This is a genomic window from Flavobacterium fluviale, from assembly GCF_003312915.1.
In the GTDB taxonomy this organism is placed as follows: Bacteria; Bacteroidota; Bacteroidia; order Flavobacteriales; family Flavobacteriaceae; genus Flavobacterium; species Flavobacterium fluviale.
Genome location: NZ_CP030261.1, coordinates 3,885,974 through 3,902,759 on the forward strand (window position 1 = coordinate 3,885,974; position 16,786 = coordinate 3,902,759).

General features: G+C 34.9%; 12 protein-coding genes. 3 read left to right on the forward strand and 9 right to left on the reverse strand.

All coding sequences use genetic code 11. From position 1 onward, the window contains the following. Window positions 1-98: 98 nt before the first annotated feature. The 3 genes from HYN86_RS16875 to HYN86_RS16885 all read right to left on the reverse strand — a co-directional run bounded on the left by HYN86_RS16875 (window position 99) and on the right by HYN86_RS16885 (window position 5,405). Window positions 99-1,775: a glycoside hydrolase family protein gene (locus tag HYN86_RS16875; protein WP_113679099.1), complete on the reverse strand. Its 1,677-nt coding sequence runs from the start codon at window positions 1,773-1,775 to the stop codon at window positions 99-101. Between the two features lie 286 nt (window positions 1,776-2,061). Further along, window positions 2,062-4,248, reverse strand: coding sequence for an alpha-L-rhamnosidase-related protein (locus HYN86_RS16880; RefSeq protein ID WP_113679100.1), 2,187 nt, complete (start codon window positions 4,246-4,248; stop codon window positions 2,062-2,064). Between the two features lie 365 nt (window positions 4,249-4,613). Then, the gene (locus HYN86_RS16885; protein WP_082586763.1) at window positions 4,614-5,405 is read right to left on the reverse strand and encodes an AraC family transcriptional regulator; all 792 of its coding nucleotides are present in this window, start codon (window positions 5,403-5,405) and stop codon (window positions 4,614-4,616) included. 128 nt (window positions 5,406-5,533) lie between these two features. Between HYN86_RS16885 and HYN86_RS16890 the strand changes: the two genes are divergently transcribed. Next, a complete protein-coding gene (locus HYN86_RS16890) occupies window positions 5,534-6,745 on the forward strand; it encodes an MFS transporter (protein ID WP_113679982.1) in 1,212 nt (403 codons plus the stop codon). Between the two features lie 331 nt (window positions 6,746-7,076). Here HYN86_RS16890 and HYN86_RS16895 read toward each other — a convergent pair whose 3' ends face one another. Beyond that, window positions 7,077-7,280 carry a SymE family type I addiction module toxin gene (locus HYN86_RS16895; RefSeq protein WP_113679101.1) on the reverse strand — a complete coding sequence of 68 codons (204 nt, stop codon included), beginning with the start codon at window positions 7,278-7,280 and terminating at the stop codon, window positions 7,077-7,079. Between the two features lie 162 nt (window positions 7,281-7,442). Between HYN86_RS16895 and HYN86_RS16900 the strand changes: the two genes are divergently transcribed. Next, complete coding sequence (locus tag HYN86_RS16900) at window positions 7,443-7,655, forward strand: helix-turn-helix transcriptional regulator (protein ID WP_113679102.1); 213 nt, start codon at window positions 7,443-7,445, stop codon at window positions 7,653-7,655. Between the two features lie 45 nt (window positions 7,656-7,700). On the opposite strand, the gene HYN86_RS16905 is transcribed toward HYN86_RS16900, so the two are convergent. From HYN86_RS16905 to HYN86_RS16925, 5 genes are all read right to left on the reverse strand, one after another. Beyond that, window positions 7,701-8,318 (reverse strand): hypothetical protein, encoded by a 618-nt coding sequence (locus HYN86_RS16905; RefSeq protein ID WP_113679103.1) that lies wholly within the window; start codon window positions 8,316-8,318, stop codon window positions 7,701-7,703. A gap of 83 nt (window positions 8,319-8,401) precedes the next feature. Beyond that, window positions 8,402-8,959, reverse strand: a complete 558-nt coding sequence (locus HYN86_RS16910; protein ID WP_113679104.1) for a hypothetical protein — start codon at window positions 8,957-8,959, stop codon at window positions 8,402-8,404. Between the two features lie 196 nt (window positions 8,960-9,155). Then, window positions 9,156-10,736, reverse strand: coding sequence for a sodium:solute symporter (locus HYN86_RS16915; protein ID WP_113679105.1), 1,581 nt, complete (start codon window positions 10,734-10,736; stop codon window positions 9,156-9,158). Further along, window positions 10,733-11,797, reverse strand: a complete 1,065-nt coding sequence (locus HYN86_RS16920) for a Gfo/Idh/MocA family protein (RefSeq protein WP_113679106.1) — start codon at window positions 11,795-11,797, stop codon at window positions 10,733-10,735. The genes HYN86_RS16915 and HYN86_RS16920 overlap by 4 nt, the downstream gene beginning before the upstream one ends. A 156-nt stretch (window positions 11,798-11,953) precedes the next feature. After that, window positions 11,954-14,422 (reverse strand): L-rhamnose mutarotase, encoded by a 2,469-nt coding sequence (locus tag HYN86_RS16925; protein ID WP_230406386.1) that lies wholly within the window; start codon window positions 14,420-14,422, stop codon window positions 11,954-11,956. Between the two features lie 522 nt (window positions 14,423-14,944). Here HYN86_RS16925 and HYN86_RS16930 point away from each other — a divergent pair. Beyond that, the gene (locus tag HYN86_RS16930; RefSeq protein WP_113679108.1) at window positions 14,945-16,621 is read left to right on the forward strand and encodes a glycoside hydrolase family 28 protein; all 1,677 of its coding nucleotides are present in this window, start codon (window positions 14,945-14,947) and stop codon (window positions 16,619-16,621) included. Window positions 16,622-16,786 lie beyond the last annotated feature (165 nt).

Genomic DNA, 16,786 nt, shown 5'->3' on the forward strand with positions numbered 1-16,786 from the left:
TATATTCTTTATTCTATATTCTTTATTCTATATTCTTTACTCTATTTCTATGTTCTAAAATCTTGCTTCTTGCCTCTTGCATCTTCCCACTCTCTCTTCTATTTCTTCAATTCTTTTAATTTAGACTCCATTACATCTTTATTCAATTTTACTTTGACCATTCCTGTTGGATGAAATCTTCTCTTTAAATCGATTGCATTGTACACTATTGTATAAACATCATTTCCTTCTGGGATTAAACATAAAGGCGTTCTCATAATATCCCACCATTTATTGACTTTGGTTTCTATCGGAAAATAATGTGCCTCTGCCCAATTTATTCCGTCTGCCGATAATGAATACGCAATCATATTAGGTAAATGATGTCCCCAGCCGTCTGGGCCTCCATCGAAAATAGCGATGTACAGACCGTTTGGTAGCTGACTTACGATTGGATTTTCAACAAATTGCGGATGCATGGTTTTAATAGGTTCCAAACCTTTGTTCATTCTTGTCCAAGGTCCTTCTAAACTTTTAGATTCGGCTAAAGCCACAAACCAGCCTTTTCCGGATTTCTTCGGATAATCTGCCCAAGAGTTAAACGGATACGCCCCGCTGTAAAAACCGAAATATTTATCGCCGACTTTATACGGAAAAAACGAAGCAACTCCCTGACGGCCTTCCCATGGCTGAGAATCCAGACCTGGTTCCATAATAATTCCCATATCTTTATAAGGGCCACCAATTCCGTTGATTCCGTCAACCGTTGATTCGCATCTCCAAATTCTTCCAAATGAATGATTTGGTTCTATTTCTTTACTTACGGTATACGCCAAATAATAGCCGTACCATTTGTTTGCTTTTTCGTTAAAAACAGGCATGTACGACCAAATTGCTGCACGACGGTCGTTCATCGGGTTATCATCTTCGGTTACGGCGTAAGTTCCGCTTGCCTGATAGATTGTTGATTCTCTTTTCCAAGTAATTGCATCTTTACTTGTCCAATGCCCTATTCTGGTTTTTACACGATCATAATAATAATCAACACCTTTTTCTCCCGCTCTTTCGGTTGGAAACATATGATAGGTATCTCCGACTTTCACCACGCGTCCGCCTTCAAATCCACCCTGAATTCCTTCTGTTCCAGACATTCCTTCATCAATAACGGGTTTATTTTCTCCGCCTATAATTTCGAATAGCGGTTTTTCATCTGAAAATCCTTCGACAATGAAAGTTGGATTCCACAATTTTCCGTCGGGTAATTTGGCATCTTTTAGTTCTAGATTTTCAGTACTTTTTATGACTCCCAAGAACACAAATAATCCTTTGCTTTTTAAATTATATGATCCTTTTAAAAAGGACATTGCATAAACATCTACTGGAGGAAGACCTGTTATAGTCACACCATTTTTAATAATTAACTTGGCATCTTTGTTATCTTTAAATTGAAAATATTGCTCATTATCATCTTCCTGAAATACACCAACCAAAACAGTTACTGGTTCTTTAAACTTTAATTGTAATGGAGAATTGGTTCCGTTTTTATATTTTTCTAAAGGAAGTTCAACGCCTGTTAATCCTTGTAATTCTGGTGCTAAACGAACAATATTATGCTTGCTTCCTGAAAATACGTGCGCGTATTGGATGGTTTTGAAAGTTTTGTAGTTTGATTTTACAATTTCAAATGAAGCAGGTTTCCATGCGGTGTTTTGTGCTGTGGTTTGAATGCAGAAAGTTAACAGCATTAGAAAAGCTGTTTTTAATTTGAAATTGTATTTTGTATTTTTTGAAAACATTGGTTTTTTATTTTTTTAAGGCTTTTATTCTTTGAATGCATTTCCCCAATCTTGTCATTTCGACAAAGGAGAAATCTTCGTAAGTAGCTCGACAATCTAAGTCAAACTTTGTGTAGTTTCTCGCGAGGATTTCTCCTCCGTCGAAATGACAAAACTGGCGTTACAATCTTTGTGGTTACGAGTGTGATTCCTCTCTTCGGTCGGAATGACAAACTAGACGTTTACAAACTAAGGACTAAGGACTAGGCACTAAGAACTAATTACTAATTACTAATTCACTAAGAACTTAAATAGCCCTATAACTCACTTTATACTCCACATTCGGTTTTACAATCAACTGATATTTATTTTTCGATAATTCTGTAATTGTTCCTGAATTTGTTTTGGGTTTGCTGGCACTTTCAAAAATTAATTTTCCTTCTCCTTCGCCTGCTTTCACTTTAATTTCTTTGGTACTGCAATAGATGGCAACTTCTGCGTTTGGTGTTGGAACTTTTCCTTCCATCCATTTTAAACCTCCGAGATTTGGTTTGATTTCATATTCAGCATAACCCGGTTTTAAAGGTTTTACACCCAAATAATATTTCCCTAATAAATAAATCGGACTTGCTCCCCAAGCATGACAAAGGCTTTTTCCGTAAGGACGACCGTACATCGTTAAATGCTCTGTGCCTTTTTTGTTTGGATTGTATTCTTCCCAGAAAGATGTCGCGCCCTCATTCAGCATTCCGCCCCAATAATCTTTCATTTCTTTTAAAACATAATCCTGCTCGCCCATTGCGCACAATGCTTCCAACTCGTAAAAACGCATGTATGGAGTTGTAATTTGAAGAACATCTTTATTAAGCAACACCTTATTTTTTACGCTTTGTTTTTGTTCTTTATTAAAATAATTGAAAAAAATACCGAACATATTAGCATATCTGGTTACAATATTTTGGATTTTACCATCGATACGCTGGTGTTTCATCACGTTTTCTTTTTTATCCCAAAACACATCAAATAATTTGGTTTTCAAATCATCTCCTAATTTTTGATATTGTTTTTGGTCTTCACTTTTACCAGCAATTTCAGCACTTACCGCCATGGCTTCAAGACTTCTAGCCAAAAGCATTTGCTCAAAACTAACCTCGCCCGTTTTTGGCAATCCGTCTGCCCAATCAATAAAAACCCAATCGCCTTCTAATGGTTCAAGGAATCCATTTTTATTTCTTCTTTCCAAACAGAAATCCATAAGTGATTTCATTCTTGGATAAAAAGTTTTGATAAATTTCGTATCGCCTGTATGTAAGTAGTAATCGTAAACACCCACAAACCAATACAGCGAATAATCCATTATGATATTTACGTGAGCCGTTACAGGATCTTTTCCACGAAGTGCTAAGAGCGTTCGTTCTACAGAAGCCGAATCAAAGAATAAATAGTAATTCATTAAATAACTTTGATAAGCGTCGCCAGACCAAACCCAACGATCACGTTTAATTCCGTCGATAAAAAATTCACGAGAGGTTAAATGCATCGTATAAGCCGACACATCCCAAATTTTATTCAGTTGTTCATCCGATGATTTGAATGCACCACGATAGTCTAATGGCAAATATTCATAAAGCATCGAAATCGAATCGTATTTTATACCTGCATCTGCTTGAACCTGAACATAGCGGAATGCTTTCGATCCGTCATGTGTGTAGGTTTCAGGCTGTTTTCCATCAAAAGACAAATGATCTAAAGTTTCACATTTAGCAGAATCCAGCGCTTCTTCGCGAGATTCTCCATAATACAATGCTACTTTACCTTTTCCTTTTAAGCCATGAATTTTAATGTAACCAAAAGTTTCTTTACCAAAATCGACCAACTGCCCAGCTCCTATTTTTTCTGTTTTCTTTGCGCTTAAAGGTTTAGTCGTCAGTTTAAACTCAGAAGGTTTATTTTCTGGCGAATTAAAATTCCAAGACCCAACAGGTACCCAAGGTGTTCCCGATTGCTGTGCTTTTCCAGTTTCGTCAATCCAAAGTTTATCTTCATTGGTTACTTTCCAAGAAGCGTCGGATTTAACATATTTACCATTAATATAAATAGCTGGCAACACTTCCTGATTGTAAACTTTAAAAGAAATTTTGTGTTTTCCCGCAGGAATTTTTATTGATTTTGGCTGTCCGTAAATCTGTAAACCATCTAAAAGTAATTGAAAAGGTCCTTCCGAAAAGATTTTTGCTTCGTCTGGTTCCGGAATATGTACTTCTGTTTGAAAAGTCACCAAGGCATACGGGCTGTAATATTGCCAAAGCGGTGGAAAAACTGCTTCGCGTTCTGTACGTCTTACCTGCATTTTATTGCTTAACCAAACTTCGAAATCGCCTGGATACCAGATCCATGTCGCTTCTTTTGATTTTTCTTGTGCTAATATGAAAGTCGAAGGAAATAAAATCACACAGAAAAACAAAAATCTAAAAATGGAAAATCGGCTTTGCATATATCTTTTTTTTGGAGCTAAAGATAAGTGTTATTTTTACATTTCACAACCTGTAGTGTCCTGTTATTTCATAAAATATTGCAATCTTCAATATTATTTAAGGGAAAAATTACGAGTTATAACTTTTTTAGTACTAAAAAAAACGATGTTAGTATTTTATAGGACACTGATGAAACGGATTTACTTCGTAAAAACGCGGATTTACACAGATTTTAAATTATTCGTGTGTCTTTGTCATTTCGACGAAGGAGAAATCACACACGTAGCTCTACAAAGATTGGCGATCTAGATTGCGGAATTTTCTAGTGTGATTTCTCCTTCGTCGAAATGACAATGATTGTGGTTATTTTGTATAAAAAACTAACCTAAGCAATCATCCTATCAGATTCATTTTCATCTTCTAAAATATAATTAGAAGGCGTTTTGCCCAAATGCTTTTTAAACATATAAATAAAAGCGCTGGTAGTTTCATACCCCAAATTGAAGGCAATTTCTTTTATAGATTGTTTTTCGCCCAAACGTTTTATGGCTTCCAGTAATTTTAAACGCGTGCGCCAATCGCTGAAATTCATTCCCAATTCTTTAATAAATAGTCGGGATAAAGTTCTGGTGCTCATAAAGGAAAGTTCGGCGTAATGCTCTATCGTATTTTTACTGGCTATATCATCCATTAAAAGTTCGACTACTTTTTGCAATCTTTCGTGATTCGTTGTTGGCAGAAAGGTTGCACTTGGCTCAATTAAAGCCAATTCATCCAAGAAAACAGAAATGATTCTTTTTTGTGGCGGAGTGAGATTTCCTTCTATTCCAAAAGAAATGATTTTAAAAACCAACTGTTTTAAAAACATCGGAATATCAAAAGAGAAACTATTTGTTGGCAATCCTTCCATTGCAGACGGATCGATAAAAACGCTGTAATAATTAACGTCTTTCTGAAAAGTAACCTGATGCTCTACTCCGCCCGGAAGCCACAAGCCCTGCAACGGATTTACCACCCAAATGTGATTGCCCACGACAACGTTCATTACGCCACGCGTGGCATAGATCAACTGTCCTCTTGGGTGCGAGTGCGATATACACATTTCGTTGGTTACCATTTCGGTATAGCCAATAACAGGAATCAATGGATCAATTCTGTATCCATGCTCCTGTGCCATTCGATATGTCCGAATCTGGTTATTCATTGTCCAAATATAGCAATTCTGACATTACTATTCTTTTGATCTTTGTAAAAAATAATACAGCTGTTGTTTTTAAACCTAATTTAAGAATCAAAAATTACCAAATGGACACTATTAAAGCAAACCCCGAAATAGTTAAAAAAACCACCTACTCGATCTTATTTATTATAAGTTTTTCGCATCTGATCAATGATCTTTTACAGGCTGTAGTGCCTTCGATTTATCCGCTTTTAAAAGACAATTTTAGTTTAAATTTTACTCAAATTGGTATTATTACTTTGACTTACCAAATGGTAGCGTCTATTTTACAGCCGTTTGTGGGAATGTATACCGATAAAAACTCAAAACCTTATTCGCTGATTGTTGGAATGTGTTTTACCATGGTTGGACTTTTCTTTGTTTCGATCGCTTCGAGTTTTATCAACTTATTATTATCAGTAAGTTTAATCGGAATTGGATCTTCAATTTTCCATCCTGAATCTTCACGTGTGGCGCATTTGGCTTCGGGTGGCAAAAGAGGTTTAGCGCAGTCTATTTTTCAATTGGGAGGAAATGCAGGAAGTGCTATCGGACCTTTATTAGCCGCTTTTATTGTTATTCCGCACGGACAATCTTATATCGCGTGGTTTTGTATTATTGCTTTAGTTGGAATTTTTGCTTTGTATAAAATTGCGATTTGGTACACGGCACATTTATCTGAAAGAATGGCTAATAAATCGGCACATCAAATCGAAACGCATCATTTATCTAAAAACAGAGTAATTGCTTCACTGATTATTTTATTGGTTTTGATTTTTTCTAAGTATTTCTACATGAGTAGTATTACGAGTTATTATACTTTCTTCTTGATAGATAAATTTCACATAACAATTCAGCAGTCACAAGTATATTTATTCTTATTCTCGGGCGCTGTTGCTGCAGGAACTTTAATCGGCGGACCAATTGGAGACCGATACGGGAGAAAATACGTAATTTGGGTTTCTATTTTGGGTGTTGCTCCTTTTACCTTGATGTTACCTTATGTTTCTTTATTTTGGGTAGGAACTTTATCTGTAATCATCGGATTAATTCTTTCTTCTGCATTCTCTGCAATTTTAGTTTATGCAACTGAATTACTGCCCGGAAAAGTCGGACTTGTTGCGGGTCTTTTCTTCGGATTTGCTTTTGGAATGGGCGGTTTAGGTTCTGCTATTTTAGGAAAAATTGCCGATGCTACAAGTATTGAATATGTATTTAAAATTTGTGCGTTCCTGCCTTTGATTGGGGTTATTACTGGATTTTTGCCTAATTTGGAGAAGAGAAAGAAGGTTGAGTAATTTTTTTATGCCACAAAGTCGCTAAGACCCAAAGTTTTATTTAAAAAAATAAGTTTTAATTGCGTCCAGCTTTAGCTGGATGAACAAATTAATTAGGAAGCTCAAAAGGCTTTAGCCAAAATATCTACAATTGGCTAAAGCCTTTTCTACTTACTACCTAAATTCCTCCAGTTAAAACTGGAGGCAACTCATAAAATAACCTTGCTTTATTTGCAATCTTTTTCAAAACATAGCAAGTGGTTTCAACCACGGGAAACGTATTTGATAAACGGAATATTATATATTGCGTCCACGTGGTTGAAACCACGGGCTATGTTTAAATAGATGATTTTTATTTCGTTTCAATTTCATTATTGGTTGTAATAATGATTTTATTTTGCTGATGTTCAATCGTTACGAAATTCCCGTAGTTAAAACCGATTTTCTGAAGCCATTTTCCGCAAAGGCGTATTTCAGGAAATATGACATAACGATTATATGATCTTGCGATATGTTTTGGCTGGATTTTTAATCTTCTTTTCGCTGATTGTTTCATTTTATTTTTATTTCATGAAACAAAAATAGTAAAAATTATACTACAAATAATATTTTTGCAACAATAAATTGTTGTTTTAGGGCAATTTTGAGTATTTAAAATATTCTTTTTCTTATATTTAAATTATAAGATATTTGCATGAAATATCAATAAATCAACATTGTGTCGAAACTTAAATTAAATAGAATAAAAGTTGTTTTAGTTGAAAACAATCGAACTAGCAAGGAGTTAGCTAATCATTTAGGTAAAACGGTATCGACTGTTTCCCGTTGGTGTACAAATGAAGCTCAACCTTCTATTGAAACACTTTATGAGATTGCTAAATATTTGAAGGTTGATATTCGGGAGTTGTTGGTTTCTACTGCTACTAAATAATAAAAAAACGCTTTCTTATTAGGAAAGCGTTTTTTTATTATTTATTTAAAAGTCATTCAAATCATCGTTTTGCTTATTTTGATCTTCAATGCTCTTATACTTTGTATCTATTAAAATTTTTAACTCTTCAGGAACTCGATTATTAAAATTTTCTATTTCGTTGTTAATTTCAATAGTAGCCTCACGAATTTGATAGTGTACCGAAATAATCCAGTTTTTAACTTCGTTTTTTACTTCCTCAGATAATATCTCATTTCCAAATAAAGTTTGATAATGAATATGCATTTTATTTGATTCAAACGTAAGATCAGTTTCAATTCTACGAATAAAATTATTAGAAGGAAGACATCCCATTAATTGAGAATTACTTGGAATATTATAACTATATGTAACTAGTGCGCATGGATACTTTTTTCCAGGATGCACATGATAAGTTCGAGGGAAATGTTCAGCAGGTATTTCTCTCAAGACCACTTTAGTTGTTCTTTCCTCTAAATTTACTTCTAGTGTTCCAACTTTAGTTGATTCCACAAGTTGCTTTAACAAATCTTCCTTTGAAGTTCTTTTTAATTCAAATTCATTTTTATATTTAATATCTCGTTTTGTTTGGTCTAATTTTTCTGAAAGATATTTACTTAAATATTGTTCTCCGAAAAGCTTCATAATAACATTTTTAATTGGTTAGGTTAATTACACAAATCTATCAATTATTTCTTACATATTAAATACGATTTATGAACAACTAATTATGAATACAATGCAGGATTCGTCAATATATTGGCAATAATATTTGTTGCTACGTCTCCTCCAAATTTCTTTAGAGTTTCTACGATTTTATTCTTTTTAGTTTCTGGTTCAATTTGTTCATCATCAATTATAGTTTGAATTTCTTTTAATTCACTACCTTTTAATTCTTCTTGAATAGAATCTATGAGAAAACCCAAACTAATTTTTGTTTCTTGATTTTGTTGCTGATTTTGAGTAATATTTATATGGAAACTTTTGCCTTCTTCTTTTGCTTTTATTTCAGGCAAACCAAATCTTTCAATTTCTTTTATTTGACTTTCAATTAGTGCAACAGCTTGTTGACGCCTATGTCTTATATTATTTTCGCCTCCACGCGAAAATGCTGGCTGATATCTTAACTCATCAATTTGATTTTGCAAAGCACTTTCTTTACCATAAATTCTTATCATCAAATTTGTAGCTTTATTTTTCCAATCTGTTAATGAATAATTATCATTAATATTGGCAGTATCATTTTTTAATTCATTTAATGCTTCTAATACAATTTCAGTTCTCATTATTCGTCTTTAGAGGTTAATAAAAGGTAATTTTATCAAAATCGATTTTCTAAAATTTAATTAAAAAAAAATAAGTTTTAAAAAATTCCATGTAACCAAATATAGGAGATTAAAGGCACTTTTTTATACTAATTATTTTCAAATCATTCAAAATAAAAACTCTTTCTTATTAAAGAAAGAGTATTATTAATTATATTTAATTCCCATTAAAAACCAAATACAAAACCAAAATCACCAATCCCAACAAACCAAACAAAAGCTTTACCTTTTTACTAGTTTTAGGAATATCCGTTTCATTTGAAACATTAACTTCAGGATTTTTATCGGTTAAAGAAATAATCACTGCTGTAATTAAAAGCACAGCAAAAATGTAAAACGAAATCAATAAAAAGTGAGGCCAGGCTGGATATTTATCGGCAGGAAAAATCCATAAGTATAAAACCCCAACAAATAAACTAAAGGCAGAACCCCAAGAAAGTGTTGCATTTACGGCTTTTTTTGTAGTGCGTTTCCAGAAAACACTCAGCAAAAACACAACCGATAAAGATGGCGCCAAGAAACCTAGAACCGCCTGAAAAATATTGAATAAATTTTGTCCTTTGATATTGTCAATCGCAACAGCAATCACAATCGCAAAAACACAACCAGCTGCAATCGTTAAACGTCCAATTTTAATTTGATCTTTGATAGTCGCCGTTGGGTTGATTTTTTTCACATAAATGTCATTCGTAAAAACGGTACTCAAAGCGTTTAGCGAAGAACCTATTGTTCCTACCAAAACCGCAATCATTACACAGATTACCAAACCGTTCATTCCGCTTGGAAAGAGATTCGTAACCATTGTCATATAGGCCAAATCGGAATTGCTTCCTAACTCTGGATATAAAGCATAACACAAAATTCCGGGAAGAATAAACAACGGCAGTGCCATTACTTTTAACCAGCCAATAAAGTTTACGCCCAATTGCCCCTGCTCTAAGTTTTTAGCTCCCAAAACACTCTGTACCATCGATTGATCGGTACAGAAAAAAGCAACTGCAGCAACAGGATAACCTAATAAAATAGCCGGCCATGGATAATGCGCATCATCTGAAGGTCGGATTAAATTCCAGAAATTAGAAGGTGTTTTTGCAATTAAAACATCGATTCCTCCTAGTTTTTGCAGACCTAAATAAGAAAGTGTCAGCGAAACTACAATCAACAGAATCATCTGAAAGACGTTGACTTTAGCAATTGCTTTTAATCCTCCGGCAAACGTAAATATTCCAGAGAAAATCACTAAAACCGTAACACTCTGCCACATCGGAATCCCTAAAATCTGACGCACTAAAACGCCTCCGCTGAATAATCCTAAAGACAGCCAGCTTACTAATATTTTTACTAAAGCGTACCAAGCTAGAATATTCTGCGTACTGTCGCCGTAACGTTTTCCCATATATTCGGGCATGGTGCTCACTTTACTCGCAATATATCTTGGCGCAAAAACCATCGCCAAAAGCAGTAAAAACACAAAAGCATACCATTCAAAATTTCCAGCCACAATTCCCGTAGCGTAACCAATACTTGCAAAAGCCAATAAGGACGAAGGCCCAACATTGGTTCCCCACATATTAAACCCGATGCTGTACCAGTTTAATGAATTGGATGCCAAAAAAAGTGTTTCGTTTTTCTTGCTCTGCTTCACGCTTACCACATAACCAATGACTAATAAAGTCACCAAATAAACGGCTACAATTATAAAATCGAGCGTTGTTAATTTATCGTAGATACTGTTCATAGTCCGTATTCGTTAAGAATATCGGCAATTTTAACCGGCATTCCAGTTTGCAGAGATTTGTCCATTGCCTGCAATAAAGCCACAGTTCCAATTCCTTCTTCCATATTTGGATAAGCTTCAAAACCCTGCTCGATGCTGTCCACAAAATATTCTAAATAATTCTGATATTCACCGCCGTGATGACTTTGTCCTTCAAAACGGAAATAATATTTTATCGTGCTGTCACCCCAGGTAATTACTTTTTCTTCTCCCGTTTTGTCAGTAACGGCATAACGCAATTCGTGATAATCGGCCTGACTTGCTCCTTCTGTTGCTCTTAAAACCGTACTCATTCCGCTGTCGCGTTGCGCTGGCTGAGTTGGCGAAGTGTAAACGCCACTTACTCGGGCAATTCTTCCATCGGTTGCCTTGAAGATAAAGTGCATCGTGTCTTCATTTTTCAATCCTGCTGATTGTCCGTTACTACTGATCATTCCGTAACCCATTACTTCCTGAATGTTTGGCAGATACCATCTGATGAAATCTACAGGATGGCTCAAACCTCCGTACAGCCATTTAAACGATTGTAAAAGCGACCATTCTTTCTTTAAAAACCATCTGTGATCAGCATGATATTGGGCTTCAATGGTAATTAAATCTCCTATTAAACCCGCTTCGTAATCGGCTCTTTGTCTTTTGGCTGGTTCAAAGAAACGAGAACTTTGACCAATGAAAACTTTTTTTCCGGTTTTTTCGCTTAATTCTAATAGCTCTTTAGCATCCGAAAGATCATCGATAAAAGGTTTTGTACAAACAACATGTTTTCCGTGTAACAAAGCTTGTTTTACGTGTTGTGCATGCAAATGATCCGGAGTGTAAATCGCAATTATATCAATTGAAGCATCGTTTAATAAATCTTCGTAATTGGTGGTGTACGAATGAAAATCGAATTCTTTTGCGCGCTGCTTGCACAAGTCTTCGTTTCTGTCGCATATTTTCACAAGCTCTAATTTTGAACTTTCTATAGCGGCCGACATGGTGCTTCGTCCTTCTCCAAGTCCTAGAATGGCTATTTTTAACATGGGTGTGGTTATTTTAGATTGTTGATGTTAGTTTTTTATCGCCACGAATTCACGAATTATTTCTTCAAATCTTTGCTATTATTTTTTCAAATTAATTCGAATAATATCAGATAAAGTATTTCAAAAAATAATTCGTGAATTCGTGGCTAATAATATTTATTTCGTTTCTACTTTGCTTAAGAAAATCCAGGTTTCATCTGGTTTTACGCCTTCAATTCCCGATTGGTATTTCTTCATTAAAGCGTTCCATTCGTCTACACGGGGATTATTTTGAGTTGTTTTCGGATTTAGTTTGTCCAGATTTTCTCCCTTCGGAATACTGATTACCAAGATCAATTGTCTGTCTTTTTTGAAAACTTGTAACTGTTGAAAATCGGCGTTGCAGAAACCTTTTGCTACTTCCGGCCATTTTTCAAATTGCGTTTTGTGGTACTCAACATATTCTTTCTGCAGTTTTTCATCGGCAGGAAGATTCGCTGTCAATACAATATTTTCCCAATCCGATGCCGGTTTCGAATCTTTACATCTTTCGAAGTTTTGAAAATCATAAACCAAATCGTCATAGATTTTAATTTCTAAAGAAGGAAAAGCACCCGCCAGTTTACGCTTCGTTCTTTCTGGCTGATTCATTTTTCCGTAAATCACCAAATGATTTTTCCATTGGTACAATTCCTGCCCCACAATTCTAAAACCAACTAATGTCGATTTGATTTTTTCGATGTCAAAATCATTACCTATCAATTCGATTGCATACGGTTTTGGCATTTCCTGCAATCCCCATTTTTCATCAATGACAACTTCTTTTTCTAAATCTTTATAAGGCGCTCTAATTCCGGCTGCCTCTTTAATTTTTGTACTTACATACGGATCGTTATGTTCCCAGATATTTCCTTTGGGACCATTATGGTTTTTTAGGATTTTCTTTTCGGCAATCCAGTTGTTTTTAATCGTAAATCCCTCAGAACCTTCATCAGTATACAAATACAGCCATAAAAACGGATCGTGCGCATACGGACTGTTGTACACTTTGTCGATATAATTTTCTTCAATTCGGCTGTTGGGTTGTGCCGAAAGCGTATAAATTCCAGCTACATCATGCAAATGTTTGGCATAATGATGAATTTTATTCGCCAGAATTTTATTATTATGCATTACGTTTGGCGTATGCGTCCATCCCCAGCCCATTGCCATTCCGGAATACGATACGTCTGAAATTTCGTTGTGTTCAATAGTAATATTTCTAACAAAACCAGCACTAATCCCCAAAGTTCCCCAATCTTCATTGGTTACGTTGGTGATTAGATTGTCCGATATCACTTCATCAGAACACATTTCTCTTTCGTCTTTTATAATTAAAGGCAAATGAGCTTCAAAAGCTTCTTCAGAGAAAATGCCGACATTTATGGCACTTCCGCCTATATCCTTAAATAAATTTCCTTTTACGGTATTGTGATTCGTTCCTTTATTTAAATCCAAACCAGTCGAAGACAAATGCTCAAAACGACAAGATTCAAATTGAATATTATTGGAATAATTAACTTCAACCGCAGCACGAGGTCTTCCTACCCACGCCTGATTTTCTAAATTCGCCTGATTTGGCGTTCCCGGCTGTTTCAATTTATAAGCATCTAACAAATACAAACCAGATTGCAATGGCACATGACCTTGCTGTGAAGGACGAAGCCAGTTGCTGTACTGAAACGAAATTCCTTTAAATCTAAAATGACTTACAGGCGAATCAATTGTTCCTTTAACTTCAACCAGATTTTCTAAAACAGGCGCCGTTACAACTGCCGAATTAATATCTTCTCCAGCTCTTGGAATATAATAGATTTTAGCATTTTTCTTGTCCAAATACCATTCTCCAGGCTCATTTAAAAGTGAAAAAGCATTGTTTAAAAAGTAAGCCGAATTCCCGTTGTTTTTAGAAATCCACGGTGCAGGCCACGGGTGTTCGCTTTGAATACGGCTTTCTGGCTCTTCAAACGAAAGTTTGGCGCTGTCTTTCTGTACTTCAATATTTTTGATTCGGAGATTTGCAATTGACCACCATTGTACGATAAACATTTCCATTCCAGGTTCAAACTTAACCGATTTATCTTTAAACGGAATCCAGCAAGTTTGTTCTTGATGATTCCAAGATAAAATTCGTTCCATTGTAGTTCCCGTTGTATTTTTGGCTCTTACTGCTTTTTTTCCATTGACCCATAATTGGCGGTAATCTATCAGGCTTCCTGCTTTTTTTGGAGCATCAGCCACCCAAACAGCACCTTTTTTTAATCCGTTGATAACGGTTATAGATTTTGTCCAGTTTTTAATTTCGATTCCTCCGCTAATAATTGGCTTTGCATTTGTGTCTGCTTCAATTGTTGTTGGACTTTCTGGAGTTCCCGAATCTTCTGGTCTTACAAACAAAGGTTCGTTTAAATAATACATTCCGTTCATTACTATAATTCGGATTCCGTCTTTTATAGATGGATCTTTTAGTCGGCGCAGTTCTCTGGCTTTTCGTATTGCCATGTGAACCGTTGCCAGCGGATTTGATTTTGTTCCGATGTTGGAATCATTTCCCGATGGCGACACCCAAATTTCAGCAGCATTCGCCGAAAAAAAAGTGAATACCATTAAAAAAACGATCAGTAATTTGTTGAAAGGAAGTAAGCGCATTATTTATAGTATTGATTTTTTTCTTAGGATAAAATTATCAGGCATTAATTTAAAGCACTAATAATTTTACAAATAAATGTATTTTTAACACTTTTACCAAATAATTCGTCCAATTTACTTGAACATAAAGTTATATGTATCCTGTACCCTCCTGTTTAAGCTTTTTTCGAAATAAAATTGCCCTAATTTTTATTCGCCACAGATTAAAAGGATTTTACAAATTTTTTAATTGAAGTTATCTATTACTTTTAAACATACGCTTAGAAAAACTAGTTGAATTAGGGAAGTTTATGGCAAAACATCATAGGCAAAAAAAATCAATCTAATCCTTTTAATCTGTGGCAAACAATTTTAAGCCATGAAATTTCTTTTCTAAACTTTTTTTAATAGATTTGTGTAATCGATTACATTTAACTATTATTATTTATTTGAGAAGTAATTTTTCACATAAATAAAAATAACACCAAAAATTTACTAACAATGAAAACCAACCGACTAAATCTTTTTTCTCTTGCAATGGCAATTATGCTTTGTCTGGGGTCGAAAAATGTAAATGCTCAAAGCACCTCTTACGATACTTATGCTAATGTTGAATTCAAAATGCCAAAAGTAAACGAACCAGTTATTCCAAATAATGTTGTGAACTTAAAGGATTTTGGAGCAGTCAACGGCGGTTATGTATTGAATACGAAAGCTTTTGAAGATGCTATTAATGCGCTTTCTAAAAAAGGCGGCGGCAAATTAGTTATTCCGCCTGGAATCTGGTTAACGGGACCAATCATTTTAAAAAGCAATATTGAATTGCATGCTCAAACTGGAGCTTTAATTAAATTCTCTACAGACAAATCTTTATATCCAATTATCGAAACTAGCTTTGAAGGCTTAAATACTTGGCGTTGTATCTCTCCTATTTATGGAAAAAATCTAGAAAATATTGCTTTTACCGGAAATGGAGTTTGGGATGGTTCTGGCGAAGCTTGGAGACAAGTGAAAAAGAGCAAACTGACAGAGGAACAATGGAAAAAATTTGTAGCTTCTGGCGGAGTCCTAAATGAAAAGAAAGACAGCTGGTATCCATCTGAGCAATATTTAAAAGGTGCTAAAGGTGCAGATCAGAACGTTCGCCCTGATTTAAAAACTAAAGAAGATTTTGAAGCTATTCATGATTTCCTGCGTCCGGTTTTGGTAAGTATTCAAAACAGCAAAAGAGTTTTGTTTGACGGACCAGTTTTCCAAAATTCACCTGCATGGAATATTCACCCTTTGATGATTGAAGATTTAATTGTTCGAAATATAACCGTTAGAAATCCATGGTTTTCACAAAACGGCGACGGACTTGATGTTGAATCATGTAAAAATGTAATCATCGAAAACTCTAGTTTTGACGTTGGTGACGATGCTATCTGCATTAAATCGGGTAAAGATAAAGACGGACGTGACAGAGGTATTCCTTGCGAAAATATCATTGTAAAAAACAATATTGTCTATCACGGCCACGGCGGTGTTACGGTTGGAAGTGAGATGTCTGGCGGTGTAAAAAACCTGCATGTTTCAAATTGCACTTTTATGGGAACTGATGTTGGACTTCGTTTTAAAAGTACACGCGGACGAGGCGGTATAGTTGAAAACATTTATATCTCAGATGTTTTTATGACTGATATTCCTTCTCAGGCGATTTCTTTTGATTTGTATTACGGAGGAAAATCGATAGCTGAAACTTTAGCGGAAGGTGGGAATACCGTTAGCACTAAAGCTATTCCAGTAAATGAAGAAACGCCTCAGTTTAAAAATATTGTAATCAAAAATATTACGATTAAAGGTGCTCAACAGGCAGTATTTCTACAAGGTCTTCCTGAAATGAATTTAGAAAATATTGAAATTTCAAACTTAATTGCCAAAGCTCAAAAAGGATTTTCTATTATTGATGCAAACGGAATTAAAATCACTAACGCTCAATTGGATATCGAGGCGAAAAATGCTTTTGAAATTTACAATACGCAAAACCTTTCCTTGAAAAACATCGAGTTTAATTCTGGTTCTTCTAATACGATTACAATCAACGGTCAAGCGAGTAAAAATATTGATTTGAGTGGTTCTAATTTATCGAAAACTACTACTATTGGAAAGGATGTTCCTAAGAAAGCGGTTAAGTTTTAATTTTTTGTAAAAGGTTAAATGTAAAATGTTAAATGTAAAAGGTTAGCTATTTTATAAAGTAGAAAAGAGGATGTTCAACATGAACATCCTCTTTTTTTTGCGTCTTATTTGTCATTTCGACGAAGGAGAAATCTCCGCAAGAAACTCCGCAAAGATTTACTTTGA

Excerpts from the sequence above, each read along its gene's own strand:
- HYN86_RS16875 (WP_113679099.1), bottom strand. The coding sequence starts at position 1,775 with ATGTTTTCAAAAAATACAAAATACAATTTCAAATTAAAAACAGCTTTT.
- HYN86_RS16880 (WP_113679100.1), bottom strand. The coding sequence starts at position 4,248 with ATGCAAAGCCGATTTTCCATTTTTAGATTTTTGTTTTTCTGTGTGATT.
- HYN86_RS16885 (WP_082586763.1), bottom strand. The coding sequence starts at position 5,405 with ATGGCACAGGAGCATGGATACAGAATTGATCCATTGATTCCTGTTATT.
- HYN86_RS16890 (WP_113679982.1), top strand. The coding sequence starts at position 5,534 with ATGGACACTATTAAAGCAAACCCCGAAATAGTTAAAAAAACCACCTAC.
- HYN86_RS16895 (WP_113679101.1), bottom strand. The coding sequence starts at position 7,280 with ATGAAACAATCAGCGAAAAGAAGATTAAAAATCCAGCCAAAACATATC.
- HYN86_RS16905 (WP_113679103.1), bottom strand. The coding sequence starts at position 8,318 with ATGAAGCTTTTCGGAGAACAATATTTAAGTAAATATCTTTCAGAAAAA.
- HYN86_RS16910 (WP_113679104.1), bottom strand. The coding sequence starts at position 8,959 with ATGAGAACTGAAATTGTATTAGAAGCATTAAATGAATTAAAAAATGAT.
- HYN86_RS16915 (WP_113679105.1), bottom strand. The coding sequence starts at position 10,736 with ATGAACAGTATCTACGATAAATTAACAACGCTCGATTTTATAATTGTA.
- HYN86_RS16920 (WP_113679106.1), bottom strand. The coding sequence starts at position 11,797 with ATGTTAAAAATAGCCATTCTAGGACTTGGAGAAGGACGAAGCACCATG.
- HYN86_RS16925 (WP_230406386.1), bottom strand. The coding sequence starts at position 14,422 with ATGGTATTCACTTTTTTTTCGGCGAATGCTGCTGAAATTTGGGTGTCG.
- HYN86_RS16930 (WP_113679108.1), top strand. The coding sequence starts at position 14,945 with ATGAAAACCAACCGACTAAATCTTTTTTCTCTTGCAATGGCAATTATG.